The organism is Neptunitalea lumnitzerae (assembly GCF_027924185.1).
In the GTDB taxonomy this organism is placed as follows: Bacteria; Bacteroidota; Bacteroidia; order Flavobacteriales; family Flavobacteriaceae; genus Neptunitalea; species Neptunitalea lumnitzerae.
Genome location: NZ_BRVO01000005.1, coordinates 144,718 through 171,585, shown reverse-complemented (window position 1 = coordinate 171,585; position 26,868 = coordinate 144,718). Strand labels below are relative to the sequence as shown.

The 26,868-nt window shown below is 35.4% G+C and carries 23 protein-coding genes and 5 tRNA genes; 5 read left to right on the top strand and 23 right to left on the bottom strand.

Annotated features, from left to right (window positions below):
• The 5 genes from Y10_RS16845 to rplT form a co-directional block, all read left to right on the top strand.
• The coding region (locus Y10_RS16845) for a hypothetical protein (protein WP_281766587.1) at positions 1-285 on the top strand (285 nt) is incomplete at its 5' end.
• Between the two features lie 289 nt (positions 286-574).
• Complete coding sequence (thrS, locus tag Y10_RS16840) at positions 575-2,518, top strand: threonine--tRNA ligase (RefSeq protein WP_281766586.1); 1,944 nt, start codon at positions 575-577, stop codon at positions 2,516-2,518.
• Positions 2,519-2,547: 29 nt separating this feature from the next.
• Positions 2,548-3,096, top strand: a complete 549-nt coding sequence (gene infC / locus Y10_RS16835) for a translation initiation factor IF-3 (protein WP_309297845.1) — start codon at positions 2,548-2,550, stop codon at positions 3,094-3,096.
• Positions 3,097-3,147: 51 nt separating this feature from the next.
• Positions 3,148-3,345 carry a 50S ribosomal protein L35 gene (rpmI, locus tag Y10_RS16830; protein WP_281766585.1) on the top strand — a complete coding sequence of 66 codons (198 nt, stop codon included), beginning with the start codon at positions 3,148-3,150 and terminating at the stop codon, positions 3,343-3,345.
• 108 nt (positions 3,346-3,453) lie between these two features.
• Positions 3,454-3,798, top strand: coding sequence for a 50S ribosomal protein L20 (gene rplT / locus Y10_RS16825; protein WP_281766584.1), 345 nt, complete (start codon positions 3,454-3,456; stop codon positions 3,796-3,798).
• A gap of 151 nt (positions 3,799-3,949) precedes the next feature.
• Here the strand turns inward: rplT and guaB are convergent, their stop codons facing one another.
• The 23 genes from guaB to Y10_RS16710 all read right to left on the bottom strand — a co-directional run bounded on the left by guaB (position 3,950) and on the right by Y10_RS16710 (position 26,806).
• The gene (guaB, locus tag Y10_RS16820; RefSeq protein WP_281766583.1) at positions 3,950-5,422 is read right to left on the bottom strand and encodes an IMP dehydrogenase; all 1,473 of its coding nucleotides are present in this window, start codon (positions 5,420-5,422) and stop codon (positions 3,950-3,952) included.
• 71 nt (positions 5,423-5,493) lie between these two features.
• Positions 5,494-7,383 (bottom strand): tetratricopeptide repeat-containing sensor histidine kinase, encoded by a 1,890-nt coding sequence (locus Y10_RS16815; RefSeq protein ID WP_281766582.1) that lies wholly within the window; start codon positions 7,381-7,383, stop codon positions 5,494-5,496.
• A 17-nt stretch (positions 7,384-7,400) separates the two neighbouring features.
• On the bottom strand, positions 7,401-8,264 hold the full coding sequence (locus Y10_RS16810; protein WP_281766581.1) for a hydroxymethylglutaryl-CoA lyase: 864 nt from the start codon (positions 8,262-8,264) through the stop codon (positions 7,401-7,403).
• Between the two features lie 5 nt (positions 8,265-8,269).
• Positions 8,270-9,220, bottom strand: a complete 951-nt coding sequence (locus tag Y10_RS16805) for an NAD(P)H-dependent flavin oxidoreductase (RefSeq protein ID WP_281766580.1) — start codon at positions 9,218-9,220, stop codon at positions 8,270-8,272.
• Positions 9,221-10,834 (bottom strand): S8 family serine peptidase, encoded by a 1,614-nt coding sequence (locus Y10_RS16800; RefSeq protein ID WP_281766579.1) that lies wholly within the window; start codon positions 10,832-10,834, stop codon positions 9,221-9,223. It abuts the gene before it with no gap.
• Between the two features lie 20 nt (positions 10,835-10,854).
• Complete coding sequence (gene mnmA / locus Y10_RS16795) at positions 10,855-12,045, bottom strand: tRNA 2-thiouridine(34) synthase MnmA (protein WP_281766592.1); 1,191 nt, start codon at positions 12,043-12,045, stop codon at positions 10,855-10,857.
• Between the two features lie 98 nt (positions 12,046-12,143).
• Positions 12,144-12,455: a DUF3467 domain-containing protein gene (locus tag Y10_RS16790; protein ID WP_281766578.1), complete on the bottom strand. Its 312-nt coding sequence runs from the start codon at positions 12,453-12,455 to the stop codon at positions 12,144-12,146.
• A gap of 13 nt (positions 12,456-12,468) precedes the next feature.
• Positions 12,469-16,767 (bottom strand): DNA-directed RNA polymerase subunit beta', encoded by a 4,299-nt coding sequence (gene rpoC, locus Y10_RS16785; protein ID WP_281766577.1) that lies wholly within the window; start codon positions 16,765-16,767, stop codon positions 12,469-12,471.
• A 64-nt stretch (positions 16,768-16,831) separates the two neighbouring features.
• Positions 16,832-20,641, bottom strand: coding sequence for a DNA-directed RNA polymerase subunit beta (rpoB, locus tag Y10_RS16780; RefSeq protein ID WP_281766576.1), 3,810 nt, complete (start codon positions 20,639-20,641; stop codon positions 16,832-16,834).
• 131 nt (positions 20,642-20,772) lie between these two features.
• A complete protein-coding gene (gene rplL, locus Y10_RS16775) occupies positions 20,773-21,150 on the bottom strand; it encodes a 50S ribosomal protein L7/L12 (protein ID WP_281766575.1) in 378 nt (125 codons plus the stop codon).
• Between the two features lie 64 nt (positions 21,151-21,214).
• Positions 21,215-21,730, bottom strand: coding sequence for a 50S ribosomal protein L10 (rplJ, locus tag Y10_RS16770; protein WP_281766574.1), 516 nt, complete (start codon positions 21,728-21,730; stop codon positions 21,215-21,217).
• A 23-nt stretch (positions 21,731-21,753) separates the two neighbouring features.
• On the bottom strand, positions 21,754-22,443 hold the full coding sequence (gene rplA, locus Y10_RS16765; RefSeq protein WP_281766573.1) for a 50S ribosomal protein L1: 690 nt from the start codon (positions 22,441-22,443) through the stop codon (positions 21,754-21,756).
• A gap of 19 nt (positions 22,444-22,462) precedes the next feature.
• Positions 22,463-22,900: a 50S ribosomal protein L11 gene (gene rplK / locus Y10_RS16760; RefSeq protein WP_281766572.1), complete on the bottom strand. Its 438-nt coding sequence runs from the start codon at positions 22,898-22,900 to the stop codon at positions 22,463-22,465.
• Between the two features lie 57 nt (positions 22,901-22,957).
• Positions 22,958-23,509, bottom strand: a complete 552-nt coding sequence (gene nusG, locus Y10_RS16755; protein WP_281766571.1) for a transcription termination/antitermination protein NusG — start codon at positions 23,507-23,509, stop codon at positions 22,958-22,960.
• Between the two features lie 19 nt (positions 23,510-23,528).
• Positions 23,529-23,723 (bottom strand): preprotein translocase subunit SecE, encoded by a 195-nt coding sequence (gene secE / locus Y10_RS16750; RefSeq protein ID WP_281766570.1) that lies wholly within the window; start codon positions 23,721-23,723, stop codon positions 23,529-23,531.
• A gap of 19 nt (positions 23,724-23,742) precedes the next feature.
• Positions 23,743-23,813: transfer RNA gene (locus Y10_RS16745), tRNA-Trp, on the bottom strand.
• Between the two features lie 47 nt (positions 23,814-23,860).
• Positions 23,861-25,048, bottom strand: a complete 1,188-nt coding sequence (tuf, locus tag Y10_RS16740; RefSeq protein WP_281766569.1) for an elongation factor Tu — start codon at positions 25,046-25,048, stop codon at positions 23,861-23,863.
• Between the two features lie 57 nt (positions 25,049-25,105).
• Positions 25,106-25,177 (bottom strand) — tRNA-Thr (locus tag Y10_RS16735).
• A 20-nt stretch (positions 25,178-25,197) separates the two neighbouring features.
• Positions 25,198-25,270 (bottom strand) — tRNA-Gly (locus Y10_RS16730).
• Positions 25,271-25,278: 8 nt separating this feature from the next.
• A tRNA-Tyr gene (locus Y10_RS16725) sits at positions 25,279-25,361 on the bottom strand.
• Positions 25,362-25,396: 35 nt separating this feature from the next.
• Positions 25,397-25,470 (bottom strand) — tRNA-Thr (locus Y10_RS16720).
• Between the two features lie 91 nt (positions 25,471-25,561).
• The gene (gene hpf, locus Y10_RS16715) at positions 25,562-25,864 is read right to left on the bottom strand and encodes a ribosome hibernation-promoting factor, HPF/YfiA family (protein WP_281766568.1); all 303 of its coding nucleotides are present in this window, start codon (positions 25,862-25,864) and stop codon (positions 25,562-25,564) included.
• Between the two features lie 48 nt (positions 25,865-25,912).
• Positions 25,913-26,806 (bottom strand): tyrosine-type recombinase/integrase, encoded by an 894-nt coding sequence (locus Y10_RS16710; RefSeq protein WP_281766567.1) that lies wholly within the window; start codon positions 26,804-26,806, stop codon positions 25,913-25,915.
• Positions 26,807-26,868: the final 62 nt, after the last annotated feature.

The following is a 26,868-nucleotide window of genomic DNA, read 5'->3' as shown; positions in this document are numbered from 1 at the left end:
TTCTACAAAGTCGTGCTGTCAACAATATTTTCAATGAACTTATCTTCTTTATCTTTTCGCCTTCTCTCCGAAAGCGGGTGCAAATATAAAAACTTTATTCCTCTTAATCCAAATCTTTTTTCATCTTTTTTTTCGAAACTTCCGTCTCTTAAAAAAATCACTCAAAGCTTTATACTTACTCAATATTTTAAAGAACTGCTTTCCCTGAAAGCGGGTGCAAATATAGAAACATTATTAACCTTTTTCCAAGCTTTTCTTAACCTTTTTTTAAATAAAAAACACTAGACACTGTTAACTAGCTAGTTACAAACAAATCTTTTTTAAAAAAGGATTAAACATCCTCTAACCTACTATACTTTTATCCATACACACTTCTGAAATCACAATATAAAACTACACAAGAATACACATATATATAGTACAGATTACATACAACTCTTTGTAGAGACAACATAAAACTGATTAAACCTTTAATATCCTACACAGAAATACAAATACCTATAATATATAATAGAATATTATTGTAATCATTCAAACAACCTATTATCTTTGCAGACCTTATAATTATAATATAATGATAAAAATAACTTTACCGGACGGATCAGTCAAAGAGTTCGAAGCAAACTCAACTCCAATGGATGTAGCCAAAAGCATAAGTGAAGGTTTGGCAAGAAATGTAATATCAGCAAAATTTAACGGTACCACCGTTGAAACCACCACTCCATTAACCACCGACGGTTCTCTTATATTATATACATGGAACAACGACGAGGGGAAGAAAGCCTTTTGGCACTCTACTTCTCACGTAATGGCTCAGGCTCTAGAAGAACTTTATCCTGGCGTAAAGCTAACTATAGGACCTGCTATTAATAATGGATTTTACTATGATGTAGATTTTGGTGAGCACAGCATTTCTGAAAAAGATTTCCCTACCATTGAAAACAAGATGTTAGAAATAGCTAGAGGAAAACATGATTACAAAATGCGTGCAGTAACAAAAGCAGATGCTTTAGCCTACTACAAAAATCAGAATAACGAATTTAAGGTTGAATTAATTGAAAACCTTGAAGACGGTACTATTACTTTTTGTGACCATGATACTTTTACAGATTTATGTCGTGGAGGACACATACCTAACACTGGTATTATTAAAGCTGTAAAATTACTAAACGTTGCTGGAGCATATTGGAGAGGTGATGAAAATAAACCACAGCTTACCCGTATTTACGGAATATCGTTCCCTAAACAAAAAGAACTTAAAGAATACTTAGAGTTATTAGAAGAAGCAAAAAAACGTGACCACAGAAAATTAGGTAAAGAATTAGAATTGTTTACTTTTTCACAAAAAGTAGGTCAAGGGTTACCGTTATGGTTACCTAAAGGAGCTGCCTTAAGAGAACGCTTAGAGCAATTTTTGAAAAAAGCGCAACAAAAAGCAGGATACGAACAAGTAGTTTCTCCTCATATTGGTCAAAAAGAACTATATGTAACTTCTGGTCACTATGCTAAATACGGAGCTGATAGTTTTCAACCTATACATACACCGGCGGAAGGTGAAGAGTTTTTATTAAAGCCAATGAATTGCCCTCACCATTGTGAGATTTACAATTCTAAACCTTGGAGTTATAAAGAACTACCAAAACGTTTTGCAGAATTTGGTACTGTATACAGATATGAGCAAAGTGGAGAATTACATGGGTTAACCAGAGTTAGAGGGTTTACTCAAGATGATGCTCACATTTTCTGTACACCAGAACAATTAGATGAAGAATTTAGAAATGTAATTGACCTAGTATTATATGTATTTGGATCGTTAGGATTTGAAAACTTTACTGCACAAGTATCATTAAGAGATCCTGAAAACCCAGATAAATATATTGGTAGCGATGAAAATTGGGAAAAAGCAGAAACTGCTATTATCAACGCTGCTAAAGAAAAAGGACTTAACTACGTTGTTGAAACTGGAGAAGCTGCATTTTACGGACCAAAGCTAGACTTCATGGTTAAAGATGCTTTGGGTAGAAGTTGGCAGTTAGGTACTATACAAGTAGATTATAACTTACCAGAACGTTTTGATCTTACTTATAAAGGTAGCGATGATAAGTTACACAGACCTGTTATGATACACCGTGCACCATTTGGAAGTATGGAACGTTTTGTAGCAATTTTACTAGAACATACCGGCGGAAATTTCCCAATTTGGTTAATGCCAGAGCAGTGTATCATACTGTCTCTTAGTGAGAAATATGAAAAATATGCCGAAAATGTTTTAAATTTATTAGAAAATCACGAAATTCGCGCCCTCGTTGATAACCGAAGTGAGACAATGGGTAAAAAAATTAGAGACGCAGAGACTCAAAAATTACCGTATATGTTGATTGTTGGGGAGAACGAGGCTAAAGAACAAACTGTATCAGTTAGAAAGCATGGTGGAGAAGATTTAGGAACTATGACGATTGAAGCTTTTGCAGATTTGATAAAAACCGAAATTAATAGTATATTAAAACCGTTTAAATAAAGTTTAATTAAAAATTTTTAGCCATAGCTATTAGAAGAAATTTTAACAGGAATCCTAGAGAGGAGAAAGATCAACATAGAATCAACGAGAAAATTCGTGTACCGGAAGTTCGTTTAGTTGGTGATAATGTTGAGATGGATGTTTATCCTACTAGAAAAGCACTTGCTTTAGCGCAAGAGATGGAGCTTGACTTGGTAGAAATATCACCAAACGCAAAACCACCTGTTTGTAAAATAATGGACTACAGAAAGTTTCTGTACGAACAGAAGAAGCGTGATAAAGCTTTAAAAGCTAAAGCCTCTAAGGTAGTCGTAAAAGAAATTAGATTTGGTCCGCAAACAGATGATCACGATTATGAATTTAAAAAGAAACATGCTGAGAAGTTCTTGAAAGATGGAGCTAAGTTAAAGGCATATGTTTTCTTTAAAGGACGATCTATTGTTTATAAAGATCAAGGGCAGATTTTATTATTACGTTTAGCTCAAGAATTAGAAGAGCTTGGTAAAGTAGAACAAATGCCTAAATTGGAAGGTAAACGTATGACTATGTTTATTGCTCCAAAAAAAGCACCAAAATAAACTATTTATATAGTATAAAGATTTAAGCGAAATAATTAAAGAGGAAAGAAGATGCCTAAAATGAAAACTAAGTCTAGTGCCAAGAAGCGTTTTAAGCTTACAGGTTCTGGAAAAATTAAAAGAAAGCACGCTTTTAAAAGTCACATTTTGACTAAAAAATCTAAAAAGCGTAAGCTAGCGTTAACGCACAGTGGATTAGTTCACGATCATGATGTTAACAGCATTAAAGAACAATTACGTTTAAAGTAATCAATTGTTCTTTCGGTTCAATTAAATTAAAATTGTTTAACCCTGGAGTTAGGCCTTAACAAAGTGTAATACAATTATTACCGCCTACTACAAAAAACTTAAAAAATTATGCCAAGATCAGTAAACGCGGTAGCTCGTAGAGCTCGCAGAAAAAAGGTAATGAAACAAGCCAAAGGTTACTTTGGTAGACGTAAAAACGTTTGGACAGTTGCCAAAAACGCGGTTGAAAAAGCGATGCAATATTCGTACAGAGACCGTAAAAATAAAAAGAGAACGTTTCGTGCATTATGGATTGCCCGTATTAACGCAGGTGCCAGATTACACGGTTTATCTTATTCTCAATTCATGGGTAAAGTTAAAGCTAACAACATAGAACTTAACAGAAAAGTTTTAGCTGACTTAGCTATGAACCACCCTGAAGCTTTCAAAGCAATCGTAGAAAAAGTAAAATAATAAACGTTTAACAATATTTCGCTTAAAAGAAAAATCCGATTCAATTATGAATCGGATTTTTTGTTTGTACACATACCTTTCTAAAAAGATAAGCACAAAAAAAAACGGATACTTAATGTACCCGTTTTTTTATATTGTTAAAGCTATTTAATTATCTACTATAATTAGGAGCCTCTTTTGTAATAGTTACATTATGAGGGTGACTCTCGTTAATACCACTAGAAGTAATTTTAACAAAGCGTCCGGTCTCTTTAAGTGTTTCCACATCTTTGGCACCACAATACCCCATACCTGCTCTTAAACCACCTATAAATTGGTGCATACTTTCAAACAAGTCTCCTTTGTACGGTACACGACCTACAATTCCTTCAGGAACTAGTTTCTTAATATCGTCTTCTACATCCTGGAAGTATCTATCTTTACTACCTTTCTTCATAGCCTCTACACTACCCATACCTCGGTACGACTTAAACTTACGACCCTCGTAAATAATAGTTTCTCCTGGAGACTCTTTGGTACCCGCTAACATAGACCCTAACATTACACAATCTGCACCTGCAGCAATAGCCTTAGGTATATCACCAGTGTAACGAACACCACCATCTGCAATAACAGGAACTCCGGTACCTTTAAGTGCCGCAGCAACTTCCATTACTGCTGATAACTGTGGGAAACCAACACCTGCTACAATTCTAGTTGTACAAATAGATCCAGGACCAATACCTACCTTCACAGCATCTGCTCCATTCTCTGCTAAATATAAAGCTGCTTCAGGTGTAGCAATATTACCAACCACAACATCTAAATTAGGAAACTTCTCTTTTACAGACTTTAAAACAGATACTACCCCTTTAGTATGTCCGTGTGCAGTATCAATAATCACAGCATCTACACCAGCATTTACCAAATGCTCTGCTCTGTCTACAGCATCACCTGTAACACCAATAGCGGCTGCTACACGTAGTCTACCATATTCATCTTTATTAGCTAAAGGTTTCTTAGTTAATTTAGCAATATCTCTAAAAGTAATAAGACCTACTAATTTATAAGAATCATCAACAATTGGTAATTTTTCAATTTTATTTTCCTGTAGAATATCTTCTGCATGTGCTAAAGACATACCAACACCGGCTGTAACAAGATTTTCAGAAGTCATTACTTCTACAATAGGGCGAGAATCATTTTTTTCAAATCTTAAATCTCTATTGGTAACAATACCTTTTAGTATTCCATCTGCATCAACAACAGGAATACCCCCAATACTGTGCTCTGCCATATTAGACTTTGCATCTTTAACAGTAGCAGTTAAAGGCAACGTAACCGGATCTAATATCATTCCGCTTTCTGCCCTTTTTACTTTTCTAACATGGGCAGCTTGCATTTCAGCTGTCATGTTTTTATGTAAAACACCTATACCACCTTCTCTAGCCATAGCTATAGCCATAGCAGCTTCAGTAACTGTATCCATAGCTGCAGATACAACAGGTACATTTAGGGTTATGTTTCTTGAAAATTTAGTCTGTATGCTGACTTCGCGTGGTAATACCTCTGAGTAGTTAGGAACCAAAAGAACATCGTCATAAGTAAGTCCTTCTCCTACAAATTTTGCTACGTGTGATTTCATGATGCAATTTATAATAAATTGCATGCAAATATAAGGCATTTAAATAAAAACAGAAGCCTTATTGATTATTTTTATGATATAAATTTTGGAAGTGTAACTAAAAACTCTGAACCCACACCTTTATAAGACTTAATATCTAGCTCACAATTGTTTACACTAATAAAGCGTTTTATAAGCAGTAGTCCTAACCCCTCTCCTTTTTCTTTCATAGTACCTTCTTCTGATGACACTGTTCTATTACTACCTAATATTTGAGCAATCATTTCATCTGATATAACAATACCTTCGTTCAATACAGAAATAATAATATGTTGATTACTTTGGGTATAAGTTACCTTGATACTCTTATGTACATCGGTGTATTTTATTGCGTTTGCTATGAGGTTGTGTAAAATAATATTTACATGTGCCTCATCTACCATCACGTAAGGCTCTTCTAGCTCTTCAGGTGTATGAACTATCGTAATTTCTTTACGTCTTAAACTCAAATTAAAAGAACTAATAATTACCTCTACCTTTTTTACAATATTTACCTGTACTGGGTTTACCTCTAAACCATCTAACTGCATTTTGGCCCATTTTAAAAGGTCGTTAAGCATAAATGAAGTAGACCTTACTTGCAGTAACAACTCTTCTAACAAATCTTTTGTCTCTTCTTCGGTAAACTCTCCATCTACCATCAACTCTAATAATTGCTCCATAGAAATTATTGGCGCTCTAAGATCATGAGAAAATACAGATATAAGCTTATCTTTTGCCTGATTATGTTTTACTAAAATCTTGTTATGATTCTGAATAGTTTCGTTCTGAGCCTCTACTTCTTCATTCTGAATTTGAATTAATCTTGTATATTCTTTTTCTATTGTTATCCGTTTCTTATTCTGGTACATTATCCATGTAAGAAATAATAAAGAACATATACTAAATATGATGATTATATTATTTCGCTTTATAGTAATATCCTTGTATTTATTTTCTGCAATTAAAGTTTTACGTTCGTCTTCATCTCTATGCATTTCTAGCAAATCGAGTTGATTAATACGTATTTGATTGTACAAGGAATCTTTATAAGCTTCGGCTAGTTTGTTATATTGTAAGGCTTTTTTATAATTACCAAGATCTTCTTCTATCTTAAATAAAACATCATAACTCTGTTGCAAATCCCACTTAGCATTAATAACCTTAGCATATTCTAACCCTTTAGACCCATATTTTAAAGCTGCATCGGTTTTTCCTAACGCCTCATAAGCTCCAGCTATACCCGTATATGCAAAAGCCTTTTCCCAAATGGTAGGTTCTGCTTTATCAGTTATCACCAACGAAAAATAATCTATAGCTTCTTCATATTTTTGCTCTAAACACGCTATACTTCCTAATTTATTATATGCTAAATGTTGGTAATGATAATCTTTAGACCGCTTAGCATACACCCATACATCATTTAAATAGGTCTTAGCATCTTTGTATTGCCGCTTTTCAATAAGACTTATAGCTATGTTTACATATACAGCATAGAAATTATCTTTCAAAGGGCTTTTATCATAACTATCCAAAGAACTTTTAAAAAGTTCCAATGCCCTAGCATGATTACCTATGGCTTGTAACACCAAGCCTTGACAGTTTAATGCTCTAGCCTTTCCATACTCATTACGTAACTGTGTATAATATTGGTAGGCAGCAGTACCCGCTCTATAAGAAACAGCATATTCACCCTTTACGTAGTAAATTCTACCTTTTGTCAATAAAATATCAGCCAATAGTTCTTTACTATGCTTTTTTATAGATTTACTAAGATAGCTCTCTGACTTATTTAAATAAGAAATTGCTTTTTCTGTATCTTTAAAAGTAGCTTCTTTTGCTAATTGAAGATAAATCTCAGAAGAATCTGAAATAAAATAATTCGGTTGTTGCCCCAACAACCGAAGAGGAAATAACAATAATATGAACAGAAATCGAACCATTCAAGGGCAAATGTATCTTATCTATATTTTTTAAAAATTTTAGAAGCCTCATTATAGGCACTTTCAAAACTCATAGCGCTCATATTCGCATCTACTTTTTTTGATGTAAAGTAAGACACCAATTTTTCTGTTGGCATATTACCTATTAATTCATCTTTAGCCATTGGGCACCCACCATATCCTTGTATAGCTCCATCAAATCTTCTACATCCCGACTCGAAAGCTGCATTTACTTTTTCAAACCAGGTTAATTTGGAGGTATGCAAATGCGCGCCGAAATCTATTTGCGGATACGCCTTAATTAAATTAGAAAATAAATAGCTTATGGTATCGGGCTTGGCCACTCCAATGGTGTCTGATAAAGACAAAATGGTAATTCCCATTTCATGTAAACGGTCAGTCCAATTTGCTACAATATCCACATCCCAAGGATCTCCATACGGATTTCCGAACCCCATAGATAGGTAAGTTACTATTTTTTTATCATTTTTATACGCTAAACTACTTATTTCTTCCAATGTCTTTAACGATTCTGATATAGTCTTGTGCGTGTTACGCATTTGAAAAATTTCAGAAATAGAAAAAGGAAAGCCTAGATAAGTAATTTCATCCATGCTACAAGCCTCTACAGCACCTCTAACATTTGCAACTATAGTTAATAATTTACTATTTGTAGTTGTTAAGTTGAGTGCTTTTATTACGGTAGCGGTATCTGCCATTTGCGGAATGGCTTTAGGCGAAACAAAGCTTCCTATATCAATAGTATCGAAACCTACCCTTAATAACGCTTGTATATATTGTATTTTATTTTCAGTAGGTATAAACTCTTTTATGCCTTGCATGGCATCTCTTGGGCATTCAATTAATTGAACCTTTTCCATAATTATTAAAGTTCAATAGATGTTATACGGTGCTGTGCCTCTTTAAACTCTGCAATGAGATCTTTAATAATTTCAGCTACTGGCTTAATATCATCTATAAGACCAGAAACCTGACCTATTTCTAATTCTCCATTTTCTAAATCACCTTCAAACATTCCAAGTTTAGCACGTCCTCTACCCAAATGCGTTTTTAATGCTTCTACAGAAGCTCCTTCTTGATAAAGTGCTTGTACTTCTTCAAAGAATTTATTTTTTAATAAACGAACAGGAGCTAATTCTTTTAACGTTAACAACGTATCGCCTTCACTGGCAGCTACAACTTTTTCTTTAAAATTTATATGCGATGATGCTTCAGGGCTAGCCAAAAACCTACTTCCTAATTGAACTCCACTAGCACCTATAGCCATTGCAGCAAGCATAGCACTACCTGTAGCAATACCTCCTGCGGCAATAACAGGAATCTTAACTGCCTTTGTTACCATAGGTATTAACGTTAATGTGGTGGTTTCATCCCTTCCGTTATGTCCACCTGCTTCAAAACCTTCTGCTACAATTGCATCTACACCAGCTTCTTCTGCTTTTTTGGCAAACTTTACACTACTAACCACATGCACAACGGTTATCCCCTTATCTTTTAGATAAGTAGTCCAAGTTTTAGGATTTCCAGCAGAAGTGAATACAATCTTCACCCCTTCTTCAATAATTATTTCTATGATTTCTTCAATATTAGGGTATAACATAGGAACGTTTACCCCAAATGGCTTGTCGGTTGCTTTTTTACATTTCTCAATATGTTCTCGAAGTACATCTGGATACATAGACCCAGCTCCTAACAAACCTAATCCACCAGCATTACTAACTGCCGATGCCAACTTCCATCCGCTTGCCCAAATCATTCCTCCTTGAACAATAGGATAGTGTATCTTAAACAGTGACGTTATGGTATTGAGTTGCATTTACTCTTTTATTAGCTTAATTGTTTTAGCTAAGTCACCTACCTGTATTTTTACTATATAAATATCTCTTTTTAAAGTAGACACATCTACAAACGGTTCTTTGGTATTAGTAACTGCCAAAACTTGTTTCCCTAAGGTATTAAAAATTTGAATACTAAAAGAACTATTTCTGCTATTTGATATATATAACTTATCGGCTACCGGGTTAGGATATATGTAAACATTAAAATCTGCTTCTACCGTATTCACTGCCAATAAATTATTCATTGCCATGCTAAAATCTGGTATACCGTATCCCATTAAATCTGTTGGATTATTATATAGAGAAGCCGATTCTCTTACCAGCTGCATAATTTCTAAATTAGTTTTACTTGGGGCTACCTGCCACAAACAAGCTACAGAACCAGCCATAATTGGCGATGAAAAAGAGGTTCCACTAGCCGTTGTTAAAAGATCTTGATAATTGATAATAGCGCTTCCAGCCCCTTTTGCCATTACATCTGGTTTCACCGTTCCGTTTGCATTAGGACCAATAGAACTAAATGAAGCATAATTACCATTAGCATCCACCGCCCCAATAGTAAACACATTTCCATCAGCAGGGGCTCCAATACTATAAAAGCTACTACTATTACCTGAGTTACCAGCAGAATTCACTACTAAAATACCCTTTTCTACGGCTATATTAGCTCCTTTGGTTACAAAGGCTGTATTACCATCCATATCTGCCATGGTATGATTATATCTGACTTCATCAAAAGTAGTATACCCTAAAGAACTGTTTATGATATCTACCCCCAAACTATCTGCACGTTCTGCTGCTTCTACCCAATAAGATTCTTCTACAGGGGTCTCGTTTGGCGCATCTTCAGTTCTAAATAAATAATAACTGGCATCTGGTGCAGTACCTACAAACATATCTTGTACATAACCCGCCATATCTGATAGTACCATAGTACCATGCTGACTTAAAGACGGATTATTAAAATCTGTACTTCTTAATACAAAATCATATCCCCCTAGCAAATCATTATTATCTCTTAATCTTTGAAAACCGTTAAGCGTGTTTACATTAGGGAAACCAGCATCTAACACCGCAATCACCAACCCCTCACCAGTATAATCGTTTTGGTGTAACACATCCACATTAAGCATGGTTACTTGATTATCTGTATTACCGTAGACAAAATTTTCCATTAGATCAAACTTATTGGTTTGCTCTAAATCTTTAGCCGTAGCAGCAACTTTTGCATTTAAGCTATTATCAGCAAAAAATACACTGTCTACAATACTTAAACTTTCTAATGCATTGATATCACTTTGAGTTCCTATTACATGTACACAATTCATCCATTTAGATTTTGCCATTACCGTAATACCAGCTTGGTTCTTAATAGTAGTAATATAGGTTTCATCTACAGGAACATCCCTAACATCAATACTTATGTTATGAGCCGCTTTACGGTCTAAAGCATCTTGAGTAAGTATAGATAACGGACTAGCCAAAGCAACAGACGCATTTGGTTTATCTGTAAAATATACCCAAGCATGTTCTTGTGCCCATGTAGTATAGGCTCCTAATAAAAAAATAAGTACAAATAAATAATTTCTCAAAATGAATATTTTTCAGCAATTTATGAAATAACTCCCGAACCTACCAATTCATCGGCTATATACATGGCAACAAATTGACCTTCGGTAATAGCACTCTGTGGTGCTTCAAAATCTACATAAGCTCCGCCTTCTGTTTTGTAAACAATAGCTTTTTGCAAGGGTTGACGATATCTTATTCTAGACATTACTTCCATGGTTTCTCCATCCTTAAGAGCTAAGTCTTCTCTTACCCAATGTAATTCTTCATCTTTCACAAATAAAGTTCTTCTATACAGTCCAGGATGCATTTTACCTTGTCCTGTATAAATTACATTTTCTTCTACATCAGTATCTATTACAAACAAAGGTTCTACCGTACCTCCTACATTTAACCCTTTACGCTGACCTTTTGTAAAATAATGAGCACCATGGTGTTTCCCCACTACTTTACCATCGGCTAAATGGTAGGTAGGTTTAGCAGCATAAAAGCTTAATTCCTCTTCCTTTGTTTGAAATTCTGGAACTGCCTTATGATAAGTTTCTATGCTATCAGGGACTTCAACAATAACACCTTCCTTAGGTTTTAGTTTTTGTTGTAAAAACTCTGGCAATCTCACTTTACCTATGAAACATAGCCCTTGTGAATCTTTTTTCTCTGCTGTAATTAAACCAGCTTCAGCAGCTATAGCTCTCACCTCTGGCTTCGTTAATTCTCCAATAGGAAACAATGTTTTAGCCAACTGCTCTTGCGATAACTGACATAAAAAATAAGACTGATCCTTATTGTTATCTATACCAGCAAGCAATTGATATATTTCCTTACCATCTTTTTCGATAATACCCTTTCTACAGTAATGCCCGGTAGCCACATAATCTGCACCTAAGCCCAATGCTATTTTCATAAAAACATCAAACTTAATTTCTCTATTACAAAGTACATCTGGGTTAGGCGTTCTACCATTTTCATATTCATTAAACATATAGTCTACTATACGTTCTTTATATTCTTCACTAAGATCTACTGTCTGAAAAGGAATCCCTAATTTATCTGCCACAATCATAGCGTCGTTACTATCCTCTAACCATGGGCATTCATCTGAGATAGTAACCGAATCATCGTGCCAGTTTTTCATAAACAGCCCAATCACCTCATAGCCTTGTTGTTGTAACAAGTATGCGGTAACACTCGAATCTACTCCACCTGAAAGTCCTACTACTACTCTTTTCATTATTTTCTCTTTAAGCTTACAAAATTAATAAAATTGTAGCTATTGCTATTTATAGAAATAAAAAACCCTGAACTGCTAGTTCAGGGTTTTGATTTTATGGATTATGCTTCACCAGTTGGTCCAAAATTCATTGGAATGGGTGGTTGTTCATAATCTTTAATTTCACCATGAGCTCTCTCAAAGCGCTGAACATTATCATTAAGTGCCTTTAATAAACGCTTGGCATGTTGAGGAGTAAGAACAATTCTACTCTTAACCTTTGCCTTTGGTGTACCAGGCATCATACTAATAAAGTCAACTACAAACTCAGACACAGAGTGATTAATGATAGCTAGGTTAGAATAAGTACCTTCTGCTATTTTTTCATCAAGTTCTATGTTAATCTGTCCTTGTTTTTTTTCTTGTTCACTCATGATAAAACACTATTTAAAAATTAATTTCCTGTTTGCGAGACATAATTTCATCATATTCTTCCTTAGAACCAACAATGATGTTATCATATTCTCTCATACCAGTACCTGCAGGAATCTTATGTCCTACAATAACATTCTCTTTAAGACCTTCTAAGCCATCTACTTTACCGTTAACAGCAGCCTCATTTAATACTTTAGTTGTCTCCTGGAACGAAGCCGCAGAAATAAACGACTTAGTTTGTAGAGAGGCTCTAGTAATACCCTGTAATACCGGAGTTGCAGTAGCCGTAATAACGTCTCTAGCTACAACTAAACTCTTATCAGAACGTCTTAAGATAGAATTCTCATCTCTTAATTCACGTAATGTAATAATTTGACCTGGTTTTAATTTACCAGAATCTCCAGCATCTTCAACAACTTTCTTACCAAATAAGCTATCATTTTCTTTAATAAAGTCAATCTTATGAGCTAATTGTCCTTCTAAGAATAATGTATCTCCCGGATCTTCAATTCTAACTTTACGCATCATTTGACGTACTACAACCTCAAAGTGCTTATCGTTAATTTTTACCCCTTGTAAACGGTATACTTCCTGTACTTCATTTACAAGATATTGTTGTACTGCAGATGGCCCTTTAATTTTAAGGATATCATCTGGAGTAATTGATCCATCAGAAAGTGGCATACCCGCTTTAACATAATCGTTCTCTTGAACTAAGATCTGATTAGAAAGTTTCACAAGATACTTCTTAATCTCTCCTAATTTAGACTCAACGATAATCTCACGGTTACCTCTTTTAATTTTACCGAAAGAAATAACACCGTCAATTTCAGAAACAACCGCTGGGTTAGATGGGTTACGTGCTTCAAATAATTCTGTAACACGAGGAAGACCCCCTGTAATATCCCCTGCTTTTGCAGAACGACGTGGTATTTTTACAAGAACTTTACCTTCTTTAATTTTCTCAGAGTCATCTACCATAATGTGCGCACCTACCGGTAAGTTGTAAGAACGTAACGTGTTTCCTTTAGCATCCTGAATCAATAACGTAGGAATAATTTTCTTATTTCTTGATTCTGAAATTACTTTTTCTTGGAAACCAGTTTGTTCATCAATCTCTACTTGGTAAGTAACCCCTTGTTGAATTCCATCGTATGCAATTTTACCTGCAAATTCAGATACAATTACACCGTTATATGGATCCCACTGACAGATTACATCTCCTTTAGAAAGCTTAACTCCGTTATCTATAAATATTTGAGAACCATAAGGAATGTTACTTGTACTTAAAGTAATACCTGTTTTCTCATCTATTAATTTCAATTCTGTTGTTCTAGAAATTACAATATCCACTGCATTTCCTTCAGCATCTTCACCTTTAACAGTCTTAAGATCATCAATCTCTGCACGACCATCAAACTTAGCAAATAACTTGTTTTCTTCTGAAATGTTACCTGCAGTACCCCCAACGTGGAAGGTACGTAGTGTTAACTGTGTACCAGGCTCACCAATTGACTGAGCAGCAACTACACCTACAGCTTCACCTTTTTGAACCATTTTACCAGTTGAAAGGTTTCTACCGTAACACTTAGCACAAATACCTTGTTCAGCTTCACAAGTTAATGCAGAACGTACTTCTACAGATTCTACTGGAGAGTTGTTTACTTTCTTCACATGAACTTCAGTAATTTCTTCTCCTGCAGCAATTAATAACTCTTCAGTTAACGGATCAAATACATCATGTAAAGAAACTCTACCTAAGATACGTTCTCCTAAAGATTCTACAACTTCATCATTCTTCTTAAGTGCCTCTACTTCTAAACCTCTTAATGTACCACAATCTTCTGTGTTAATAATAACATCTTGAGATACATCTACAAGACGACGAGTAAGGTAACCAGCATCGGCAGTTTTTAATGCCGTATCCGCAAGACCTTTACGAGCACCGTGCGTAGAAATAAAGTATTCTAAAATTGAAAGTCCCTCTTTAAAGTTAGAAAGAATTGGGTTTTCAATAATTTCACCTCCACCAGAGTTAGATTTCTTAGGTTTCGCCATTAATCCACGCATACCAGTTAACTGACGAATCTGTTCTTTAGATCCACGAGCCCCTGAGTCAAGCATCATAAATACCGAGTTAAACCCTTGATTATCTTCTCTAATACGTTTCATTGCAAGCTCTGTAAGCATCGCATTTGTAGATGTCCATACATCAATCACCTGATTATAACGCTCATTATTTGTAATAAGACCCATGTTATAATTCATCATAATTCCATCTACTTGCTCGTTAGCTTCAGCAATCATTCCATGTTTTTCTTGAGGAATAATAATATCCCCTAATGAGAATGATAACCCACCTTCAAACGCAAACTTATAACCCATATCCTTAATTCTATCAAGGAAATCAGCAGTTTCAGGCACACTAGTAACTTTAAGGATATTACCAATAATATCACGTAAAGATTTTTTAGTTAATACCTGATTAATATAACCTGCTTTTTCTGGAACAACTTGGTTGAATAATACTCTACCTACAGTTGTTTCTATAATTTGGTATACAAGCTCTCCTTCTTCGTTGTAATCTTTAGCTCTTACCTTAATAACAGCATTTAAGTTAACTCTCTTCTCGTTAAAAGCAATACTTACTTCTTCAGCAGAATAGAATGTTAACCCTTCACCTGCAACGGTTTCATTCTCGGTAGATCTTCTTTGTTTGGTCATATAATATAGACCCAAGACCATATCCTGAGATGGTACCGTAATAGGAGAACCGTTAGCAGGGTTAAGAATATTATGAGAAGCTAACATTAATAATTGCGCCTCTAAAATAGCCTCTGGCCCTAAAGGTAAGTGAACCGCCATCTGGTCACCATCGAAATCCGCGTTAAATGCGGTACATACTAATGGGTGCAGACGAATCGCTTTTCCTTCTATTAATTTAGGTTGGAACGCCTGAATACCTAAACGGTGTAACGTAGGGGCACGGTTAAGTAATACTGGGTGACCTTTAATTACGTTTTCAAGAATATCCCAAACTACCGGCTCTTTCTTATCTATAATCTTCTTAGCAGACTTAACCGTTTTTACAATACCTCTTTCAATTAATTTTCTAACTACGAAAGGCTTGTAAAGCTCAGCTGCCATGTTTTTAGGTAAACCACACTCAAACAACTTCATTTCTGGTCCTACAACAATTACAGAACGAGCAGAATAGTCAACACGCTTACCTAATAAGTTTTGACGGAAACGACCTTGCTTACCTTTCAATGAATCTGAAAGTGATTTTAATGGTCTGTTAGATTCCGTTTTAACAGCAGATGACTTACGAGTATTATCAAACAATGAATCTACAGATTCCTGAAGCATACGTTTTTCGTTACGTAAAATAACCTCAGGAGCTTTAATCTCCATTAATCTCTTTAAACGGTTATTTCTAATAATAACACGTCTATATAAGTCATTTAAATCTGAAGTAGCAAAACGTCCTCCGTCTAATGGTACTAACGGACGTAATTCCGGTGGAATCACAGGAACAACACGCATCACCATCCATTCCGGATTGTTTTCACGGTTTCGTTGAGACTCTCTAAAAGCTTCAACAACCTGAAGACGTTTTAATGCTTCTGTTTTACGTTGCTTAGAAGTTTCGTTGTTTGCTTTGTGTCTTAAGTCATAAGATAAACTATCTAAGTCTATTCTTCTTAATAACTCTTCAATACACTCAGCACCCATTTTAGCAACAAACTTGTTAGGGTCTGAATCTTCTAAATATAAATTTTCTTGAGGAAGGGTATCTAAAATATTTAAGTACTCTTCTTCAGTTAAAAAGTCTAAACGTTTTAACTCTTCACCTTCAGGACCTTTAGCAATACCTGGTTGAATAACCACATAACGCTCATAATAGATAATCATATCTAATTTCTTAGATGGTAATCCTAACAAGTATCCTATTTTGTTTGGTAAAGAACGGAAATACCAAATGTGTGCAACTGGTACTACCAAGTTAATATGACCAACTCTGTCTCTACGTACTTTTTTCTCAGTAACTTCAACACCACATCGGTCACAAACAATCCCTTTATAACGGATTCTTTTGTATTTTCCACAAGCACATTCGTAATCTTTAACAGGACCAAAAATACGCTCACAGAAAAGACCATCGCGCTCAGGTTTGTGAGTACGATAGTTAATTGTTTCAGGCTTAAGCACCTCTCCTCTCGACTCAGCAAGAATTGATTCGGGAGACGCTAAACCTATTGAGATTTTATTAAATCTCTTTACTGTATTCTTATCTTTTATTTTAGCCATAGTATATGGTGATAATGAATTAAGTGTAATTTAATGAAGTTTCAGGCACAAGGCCTGAAACTTTTTATTCTTCTAATCTGATGTCTAAACCTAAACCTTTAAGTTCATGCATTAATACATTGAACGATTCTGGTAATCCTGGTTCTGGCATTGGCTCACCCTTAACGATAGACTCGTAAGTTTTAGCTCTACCTATAACGTCATCCGATTTAACTGTCAAAATTTCTCTAAGCGTACTAGAAGCACCATAAGCCTCTAATGCCCATACCTCCATTTCTCCAAAACGCTGACCTCCAAATTGTGCTTTACCACCAAGAGGTTGCTGAGTAATAAGAGAGTAAGGTCCAATAGAACGTGCGTGCATCTTATCATCAACCATGTGACCTAATTTCAGCATGTAGATTACACCAACAGTAGCTGCCTGATCAAAACGTTGACCTGTACCTCCATCATATAAGTGTGTATGACCAAATCTAGGAATACCTGCTTCGTCAGTTAACTCGTTTATTTGATCTAACGATGCACCGTCAAAAATTGGTGTAGCAAACTTTCTACCAAGTTTAAGACCAGCCCAACCTAATACAGTTTCATAAATCTGACCAATGTTCATACGTGATGGTACCCCAAGTGGGTTAAGTACAATATCTACAGGTGTACCGTCTTCTAAGAAAGGCATATCTTCTTCACGTACAATACGTGCTACAATACCTTTATTACCGTGACGACCCGCCATTTTATCACCTACTTTAAGCTTACGTTTCTTAGCAATGTAAACTTTAGCTAGTTTCATAATTCCTGATGGTAATTCATCCCCAACAGAAATAGTAAACTTATCTCTTCTTAAAGCTCCTTGAAGATCGTTTAATTTAATTCTATAGTTGTGTAATAAATCTGCAACCATAGCATTAGTAGCATCATCAGTAGTCCAGTTTCCGTGTACTAAGTGAGCAAAATCTTCTACAGAGTTAAGCATTTTAAGCGTATACTTTTTACCTTTTGGTAAAACTTCTTCGCCTAAGTCATTCATAACTCCTTGCGAAGTTTTTCCATTAACTAAAACAAATAGTTTTTCAATAAGTAAATCTTTTAAAGCTTCAAATTTAGAGCTGTATTCTAATTCTAATTTAGAAATATCCTCTTTATCTTTAGCTCTCTTACGCTTATCTTTAATAGCTCTAGCGAATAACTTCTTATCAATTACCACACCATTTAATGATGGAGAAGCTTTTAATGATGCATCTTTAACATCACCTGCTTTATCACCAAAAATAGCACGTAATAATTTTTCTTCAGGAGTAGGGTCTGATTCACCTTTTGGAGTAATCTTACCAATTAAGATATCACCAGGTTTCACCTCTGCACCTACTCTAATCATTCCGTATTCATCAAGATCTTTAGTAGCTTCTTCAGATACGTTAGGAATATCATTTGTTAACTCTTCTGCTCCTAGTTTGGTATCTCTTACTTCTAATGAGTACTCATCTACGTGAATAGATGTAAAGATGTCCTCTCTAACAACTTTCTCAGAAATTACAATCGCATCCTCAAAGTTATATCCTTTCCAAGGCATAAACGCAACTTTCATGTTACGTCCTAAAGCTAGCTCACCACCTTCGGTAGCATACCCTTGACATAATACTTGACCTTTAGCAACTCTATCACCTTTTCTAACAATAGGTTTAAGGTTAATAGAAGTACCTTGGTTAGTTTTACGGAATTTAATAAGATCATATGTTTTAGAATCTGAATCAAAACTAACCATACGTTGTTCTTCAGTTCTATCGTATTTGATCGTAACTTTTTGAGCGTCTACATATTCTACTTCTCCATCTCCTTCTGCATTTATTAACACACGAGAATCTGAAGCTACTCTTCTTTCTAATCCTGTACCAACAATTGGTGCTTGCGGACGTAATAAAGGAACTGCCTGACGCATCATGTTAGATCCCATCAACGCACGGTTCGCATCATCGTGCTCTAAGAATGGAATTAACGATGCAGATATAGATGCAATTTGGTTAGGTGCAACGTCTGTATAATGAATCTGACTAGGTTCAACAACAGGGAAGTCACCTTCTTCTCTTGCAATTACTTTATCTACAATTATCTTACCATTTTCATCAAGTGGAATGTTTGCCTGAGCAATTAACTTATCCTCTTCTTCTTCAGCACTTAGGTAATCAAATTTACTTAAATCTACGGTACCATCTGTTACTGTACGATATGGAGTTTCAATGAATCCCATATTGTTAACTTTAGCAAATACCCCTAATGAAGAGATAAGACCAATGTTTGGTCCTTCAGGTGTTTCAATAGGACATAAACGACCATAGTGTGTATAGTGAACGTCACGAACCTCGAAACCTGCTCTTTCACGAGAAAGACCACCTGGTCCTAAAGCCGATAGACGACGCTTATGTGTAATCTCTGCTAATGGATTGGTTTGATCCATAAACTGAGATAACTGGTTAGTACCAAAGAACGAATTAATAACCGATGATAATGTTTTAGCATTAATAAGGTCAATCGGGGTAAATACCTCGTTATCTCTTACATTCATACGCTCTCTAATAGTACGAGCCATACGTGCTAACCCAACACCAAACTGAGCTGATAACTGCTCACCTACTGTACGTACACGACGGTTAGATAAGTGGTCAATATCATCAATCTCTGCTTTAGAGTTAATTAATTCAATTAAATATTTTACAATGGTAATAATATCTTCTTTAGTTAAAACTTGCTTATCCATAGGAATATCAAGTCCTAACTTTTTGTTCATTCTATAACGACCAACTTCACCTAAGTTATAACGTTGATCAGAGAAGAACAATTTGTCAATAATACCACGCGCCGTTTCTTCATCTGGCGGTTCAGCATTACGTAATTGACGGTATATATGTTCTACTGCCTCTTTTTCAGAGTTCGTAGGGTCTTTTTGTAATGTATTGTGAATAATGGCATATTCAGCAGACTGACTCTCTTCTTTATGTAAAAGAATAGTTTTAACGTCAGCTTCAAGAATTTCTTCTACATGCTCTTTTTCTAAAATTGTATCACGATCTAAAACAATCTCATTTCTTTCAATAGATACAACTTCTCCGGTATCTTCATCTACGAAGTCTTCATGCCATGTATTTAATACACGTGCAGCTAAACGACGTCCTAAAACTCTCTTTAAACCGGCTTTTGAAACTTTCACCTCTTCTGCAAGGTCAAAAATTTCTAAAATATCTTTATCTCTTTCGAAACCAATTGCACGGAACAAAGTAGTTACAGGCAATTTTTTCTTTCTATCGATATAAGCGTACATAACGCTGTTAATATCGGTAGCAAACTCTATCCATGATCCTTTAAAAGGAATAATACGAGCAGAGTATAATTTAGTACCATTTGCGTGGAAAGATTGTCCAAAGAAAACCCCAGGTGAACGGTGTAACTGAGATACAACAACACGTTCTGCACCGTTAATAACAAAAGTACCACTAGGAGTCATATAAGGTATTACACCTAAATAAACATCCTGTACAATGGTCTCAAAATCTTCATGTTCAGGGTCGGTACAATATAGTTTTAACCTAGCTTTTAAAGGTACACTATATGTAAGACCTCTTTCTATACATTCTTGGATAGAATATCTTGGAGGATCTACAAAATAATCTAAAAACTCTAGTACAAACTGGTTGCGGGTATCAGTGATTGGAAAATTTTCCTTGAAGGTATTGTATAGACCTTCATTGCCTCTTTCTTCAGATTTGGTATCCAGCTGAAAAAAATCCTGGAAAGACTTAATTTGAATGTCTAAGAAATCCGGATATTCAGGAGTGTACTTTGCTGAGGCAAAACTCAATCTTTCAGTCTGATTTAATAACATCAATGGACAAAATTTAGATTAGAATAAATATAAAACGCATATCATTATATACGTAAAAGGGTTTAGGTCTTGGAGATACTTATCCCAAGACCTAAACCAAAATTTTACAGCTTTGGCAGCTGTTATAAAACTTACTTAAGCTCTACTTCAGCTCCAGCTTCTTCTAAAGACTTCTTAAGACCTTCAGCCTCATCTTTAGAAACAGCTTCTTTAATTGTAGAAGGAGCACCATCTACGATATCTTTAGCGTCTTTTAAACCAACACCTGTTAATTCTTTAACTAATTTAACAACTGCTAATTTAGAACCACCTGCAGCTTTTAATACTACATCAAATTCAGTTTTTTCTTCAGCAGCAGCTTCTCCACCACCAGCAGCACCAGCAGCAACAGCTACAGCAGCAGCAGCAGGCTCAATACCATATTCTTCTTTTAATATATCAGCTAACTCGTTTACTTCTTTAACTGTTAAGTTAACTAATTGTTCTGCGAAATCTTTTAAATCTGCCATTTTTCTATCGTTTAAATTTTTTAAAATATATAATTATTAAAGTGCGTATATACTATACTGTTTTTTACTTCTCAGATAATGTTTTAAGGATACCTGCAAGTTTACCTCCACCCGACTTAAGAGCAGAAACAACGTTTTTAGCAGGCGATTGAAGTAATCCGATGATATCTCCAATAACTTCGTCCTTAGACTTCATGTTAGCTAATGCGTCTAATTGATTATCCCCTACAAATACAGCTTCTTCTACAAAAGCTCCTTTAAGGATTGGTCTTTCAGATTTTTTTCTAAAATCTTTAATCAATTTAGCTGGTGCATTACCAACTTCTGAGAACATTAATGATGTACTACCTTTTAAAGTTTCAGGAAGTTCACCAAAATCTTTATCTGAAGCTTCCATTGCTTTAGCAAGCAATGTATTTTTAACTACAGCTAATTTAATATCTGCTTTGAAACAAGCTCTACGTAATTTAGAAGTAGTATCTGCATCTAAACCAGATATATCTGCTAAATAAATAGTAGTGTTTTCAGCCAACTGCGCAGTTAAATCTTCAATTACCAATGATTTTTCTTCTCTAGTCATGATCTAAATTTTATAACTACCAATTAAACTGCTTTAGGATCTACAGGGATACTAGGACTCATTGTGCTTGAGAAATAGATCGACTTAATGTACGTACCCTTAGCTGCAGTTGGTTTTAATTTAATTAATGTTTGAATCAATTCATTTGCGTTACCCGCAATTTGCTCAGGAGTAAAAGATGCTTTACCTACAGCAGCATGAACGATACCAGTTTTATCAACTCTAAAGTCAATTTTACCAGCTTTAACTTCAGCAACTGCTTTAGCTACATCCATAGTAACTGTACCAGTTTTTGGATTAGGCATTAAACCTCTAGGTCCTAAAATTCTACCTAATGGTCCTAATTTACCCATAACGCTAGGCATCGTAACGATAACGTCAACATCTGTCCAACCTTCTTTAATTTTTTGAAGGTACTCATCTAATCCTACGTAATCTGCTCCAGCTTCTTTAGCTTCAGCCTCTTTATCAGGAGTAACTAACGCTAAAACCTTTACATCTTTACCTGTTCCGTGAGGTAATGTTACTACACCTCTTACCATTTGATTTGCTTTACGCGGATCTACTCCTAAACGTACTGCTACATCTACAGATGCATCAAACTTTACGTAACTTACTTCTTTAACTAAGTTAGAAGCCTCTTGTACAGTGTACAATTTGTTAGGTTCTATTTTAGCTAAAGCCTCTTTATGCTTTTTTGTCAATTTTGCCATTTTTCCAGTCGTTTAAGATTTAAAAAGGCTTATCACCCGAAACAGTTAATCCCATAGATCTTGCTGTACCTGCAACCATGCTCATTGCTGATTCTACAGTAAACGCATTAAGATCTTGCATTTTGTCTTCCGCGATAGCTTTTACCTGATCCCAGGTAACGCTAGCTACTTTCTTACGGTTTGGCTCTCCGGATCCTTTTTTAATCTTAGCCGCTTCCAATAATTGAACTGCTGCTGGCGGAGTCTTAATTACAAAGTCAAATGACTTATCTTTGTAAACCGTGATAACAACAGGAAGTGTCTTCCCTGGTTTATCCTGTGTACGTGCATTAAATTGCTTACAGAATTCCATGATGTTAACTCCGGCAGCTCCTAAAGCAGGTCCAACCGGTGGCGACGGATTCGCAGCACCTCCCTTAACTTGTAGTTTAACTACTTTACTAACTTCTTTTGCCATTGTTCAAAATTTAATAAAAAGTGTATTTATTGGCAAATACACTTTTCTATAATAAAATTATATTTTTTCTACTTGCATATAACTAAGCTCTAAAGGGGTCTTTCTACCAAAAATCTTCACCATTACTTCAAGCTTACGTTTTTCTTCATTTACTTTTTCAACACTTCCGTTGAAACCGTTAAATGGTCCATCTATTACTTTTACAGTTTCACCAACATTATAAGGAATTACAACATTATCCGTTCTCACAGATAATTCATCTACCTTACCTAACATACGGTTTACTTCAGATTTTCTTAAAGGGACAGGATCTCCTCCTTTAACCTCTCCTAAAAATCCGATTACACCAGTAATAGATTTTATAATATGCGTAACTTCTCCCCCAAGGTTAGCTTTCACCATAATATACCCTGGAAAATAAACACGCTCTTTATTTATTTTTTTTCCGTTACGAATTTGAACTACCTTTTCTGTAGGTACTAATACCTCGTCTACATAATCAGCATAGCCTAAACGAGAAATTTCATTTTCGATATACGTTTTAACCTTATTTTCCTGGCCACTTACAGCTCTAACTACATACCACTGTTTTACAATACCCTCTGCCATTGTTCAAGAATTTATAAGATTAATTAAATAGACCGAAGAAAGAACTCATCAAAAATTCCAACACCTTATCTACTCCAAAAATTGCCAAAGCAAAAATCACAGAAAAAGCAGCAACAACTACCATTAACTTCTGTCCTTCTGCCCATGTAGGCCATGTAACATGGTGTTTTAACTCGTCGTAAGATTCTTTAATATACGTTACAAAACCTGCCATTCTTAGTTTATTTATTTTGCACGGGTGGAGGGATTCGAACCCCCATCAACGGTTTTGGAGACCGCTATTCTGCCATTGAACTACACCCGTAAGAAAAAGGCGTCTCAAAGAGACACCTTTGATTCTATATTAGAGAATTATTCTAAAATTTCAGTTACCTGACCAGCACCTACTGTTCTACCACCTTCACGGATAGCGAAACGTAGACCTACAGAACAAGCTACTGCGCTTAATAACTCAACAGTAATAGTTAAGTTATCACCTGGCATAACCATCTCAACTCCTTCAGGAAGTGTAATAGTACCAGTAACGTCAGTTGTTCTTAAATAGAACTGTGGACGGTAGTTGTTATGGAATGGAGTGTGACGTCCACCTTCTTCTTTCTTAAGGATATAAACCTCTGCTTTGAATTTAGTGTGAGGAGTTACAGATCCTGGCTTACAAATAACCATACCTCTTTTGATATCAGTTTTCTCGATACCTCTTAATAAAAGACCTACGTTATCACCAGCTTCACCTCTATCTAATATTTTACGGAACATTTCAACCCCTGTAATAGTAGAAGTTAATTTTTCAGCTCCCATACCAATAATCTCTACAGGATCTCCAGTATTAGCAACACCAGTTTCGATACGTCCAGTTGCAACAGTACCACGACCAGTAATTGTAAATACATCTTCTACAGGCATTAAGAATGGCTTATCTACATCACGCTCAGGTAATTCAATCCAGTTATCAACTGCATCCATTAATTCCATTACAGAATCAACCCATTTTTGCTCACCATTTAAAGCTCCTAAAGCAGAACCTTGAATAACAGGCCCGTTATCTCCATCATACTCATAGAAAGAAAGTAAATCTCTTACCTCCATATCAACAAGCTCTAATAACTCTTCGTCATCAACCATATCACATTTGTTCAAGAAAACAACGATTCTTGGAACACCAACCTGACGACCTAATAAGATGTGCTCACGAGTTTGTGGCATTGGTCCATCAGTTGCAGCAACCACTAAGATCGCACCATCCATCTGAGCAGCACCAGTTACCATGTTTTTAACGTAATCGGCGTGACCAGGACAGTCAACGTGCGCATAGTGACGGTTAGCAGTTTGATACTCTACGTGAGATGTATTAATAGTAATACCTCTTTCTTTTTCTTCTGGAGCGTTATCGATAGAATCGAAAGAACGTAATTCAGAAAGACCAGCGTTAGCTAATACAGTTGTAATAGCAGCAGTCAAAGTAGTTTTACCGTGGTCAACGTGTCCAATAGTACCAATATTTAAGTGCGGTTTGGAACGATCAAAAGTTTCCTTTGCCATGATTTAATAATTTTAATCTTAGTTATATATTAGTGTTCAAAATTTTGCTTTGCATCGAGCCAACGACGGGAATTGAACCCGTGACCTCTTCCTTACCAAGGAAGCGCTCTACCCCTGAGCTACGTCGGCTTTTAAACAATAAATCTCAGAGCGGGAGACGAGGTTCGAACTCGCGACATTCAGCTTGGAAGGCTGACGCTCTACCAACTGAGCTACTCCCGCGTTTATTGTGGGGAGAGCAGGATTCGAACCTGCGAAGGTAAAAACCAACAGATTTACAGTCTGTCCTCGTTGGCCGCTTGAGTATCTCCCCTCAAACATTATCAATATTTTCCTGAACTTTTTTAGAGCCGATAGAGGGACTCGAACCCACGACCTGCTGATTACAAATCAGCTGCTCTAGCCAGCTGAGCTACATCGGCATATTTCATAAAAAAAGTCCGCTATTTCTAACGGACTGCAAATGTATATATTTATTTTTTTAATCAAAACATTTTTTGAAAAATATTTTCATTAAACACTCGCCCTTACTCTTTCTTTTCTTTTCAATAGAATACGTTCTAAAGAATTTGCTGCTGAATCAATACCCTCTTCAAAGGATTTACGTTGCTTTTTAACAATAAACTCATCGCCCGGAACGGACACCTTCACTTCCACTATCTTATTCTCTTTATCACTGGTATTCTCTACCTTTAAATAGACATCAGCACAAATTACTTTGTCAAAAAATTGATCTAGCTTATCCATTTTCTTTTGAATAAAATCGACTAATTTTCCATCTACCGTGAAATTTACAGATTGCGTGTTTACTTTCATTTTCTCAACATTTAAAGTTCAACATTATTTTTAATATTCTGTAAAAAATTATTTTTTACTTCTGGGATGCGCGCCTGAATAACTCTTTTTTAGTTCTGCAATACTTGTATGCGTATAATTCTGAGTTGATGCCAAACTTGCATGCCCTAATAATTCTTTTACAGAATTGAGATCTGCACCATTGTTTAATAAATGAGTTGCAAAGCTATGCCTAAGCACATGCGGACTCTTTTTTACCTTACTTGATGCTATACTAAAGTAGTTATTTATTAATCGATAAACAAGCGTTTCAGAAACTTTAACTCCCCCTTCTACAACAAATAAATAATTAACATCACCTTCTATTGCAATATTCTCACGCAATCTCATGTATTTATAAAAACTCTCTATTATAAACGGCAACAGCGGAACTATTCGTTCTTTATTTCTTTTCCCTAAAACCTTTAAAGTACTAGAGGTCAAATCTATGTCAGAAACTTTAATATTAATTAACTCAGCCCTTCGTATACCGGTACCATACAAAATTTCTACCATTAATTTATTGCGTAAGCCTTCAAAGGAAGTATCTTCAGCCAACATAGAAAACACCTTATCTATTTCTTTTTCAGAAAAAGGTACCTCCGCTTTTTGTGATACTTTTAACGCCACATGTTTAGCCAGAGGGTTCACCGAAATCTTTTTGACTTTTATAAGAAATTTATAAAATGCTTTTAAAGAAGCTATCTTCCTATTAATACTTCTATTAGACACCCCATCTTCAACCATTTCAACTATCCAGCCCCTTATATAAGTATAAGTTACTTCTTCCAAAGCTTCCACTTCATAAGTAGAAATACAATACAACTTAAAAGCCTCGATATCTTTCTGATAAGCCAATATGGTATGAGGAGAATAATTTTTCTCTGATTTTAAATACCTAATAAAAGCCTCTAACGATTCCATTTTTTTATGTTTTACAAACTAATATAAACAAAAAAATCCCGCTAATAGCGGGATTTTAATTA